The organism is Vibrio sp. Vb0304, from assembly GCF_033338995.1.
GTDB classification, from domain to species: Bacteria; Pseudomonadota; Gammaproteobacteria; order Enterobacterales; family Vibrionaceae; genus Vibrio; species Vibrio alginolyticus.
Genome location: NZ_JAWOTT010000343.1, coordinates 1 through 1,064, shown reverse-complemented (window position 1 = coordinate 1,064; position 1,064 = coordinate 1). Strand labels below are relative to the sequence as shown.

At 43.7% G+C, this 1,064-nt stretch carries 1 protein-coding gene; it reads right to left on the bottom strand.

Annotated elements, in window-relative coordinates; all coding sequences use genetic code 11:
• Positions 1 to 123: 123 nt before the first annotated feature.
• Positions 124 to 1,064: ABC transporter substrate-binding protein (locus R7P35_RS26115; RefSeq protein ID WP_318093385.1), on the bottom strand; the 941-nt coding region annotated here is incomplete at its 5' end.

The following is a 1,064-nucleotide window of genomic DNA, read 5'->3' as shown; positions in this document are numbered from 1 at the left end:
CCTAGGTGATGTAAAAACTTACCTATTAGAGGCGTCTTACTTAGTTAGCTAACGCAGCATAATCCACAAACAAAAAGCCCCACTCATATGGTGGGGCTTTCTTTCTATCTTAGTCAGTAACGATTACAGCTTGTAGCGATCATCAATCACGGTGACTTCTGGGAAGGATTTACCGCTCTTCATGGCTTTTTCAGTCTCTTTCTTAACGGATTCATCAATCCAGAAGTTACCGATATCCATTGGGTGCAGAACCCATTCCGTTGCTTTAGTCATGCCATCTTTTGGAATTTTAACCCAACGCCAATGTGCTACACGTGAGTAAGGCACCATGTACCCAGGAACAATAATATTTGCTTCTTTTACGTATTCTTGAATCTGGTGCGACAGCTCATAACGTTTATTCTGATCAAACTCAGCATCATACGCTTCGATCAACTTATCGAGTTCTGGGCTACTGTAGTTGGTGTGAGCATTGGTTTGCGGCTTGTTCGCATTGTCAGAGTGCAAGTATTCCCAGTAAGCTGGAATCTCACCAGATCCCATGTTCAGGAATGCCAGCTGGTGCTTCTTCTCTAGAATGTACTTAAACGCAGATGAACCATCGACCAAGTTCAATGTGAACTCTAGACCTGCCAGCTTCGCTTGCTCTTTCAAGTATGCAATACGAGGTGTCCATGAGTTGTAACCGTACGTAATCGCAAAGCTTAAACGTTGGCCTTTGTCGTATACGCGAATCCCAGCTGAACCTAGAGTATCAAAACCTGCTTTTTCGAAATGCTTAACCGCAGCATCGACATCAAACTTTGGCGGTGTGTTGTTTGGATCGTCATACTCACCATGACCAAAGCCCAAACCATGTGGCTTACGTGAGTAGTCACCACGCATGATGTTCTCTATCATGCCATCAAAATCTGTTGCAGCCATGATGCCTTTGCGCACTTCAAGATTATCCAACAAAGGCATTGCCGTATTCATCCATACGCCACCAGCGCCTTGTGGTGATTGGTTGAATCCCCAATACTTTTGGATATAACCTTTTTTGTAAACATCAGTGTTCGTTTTAT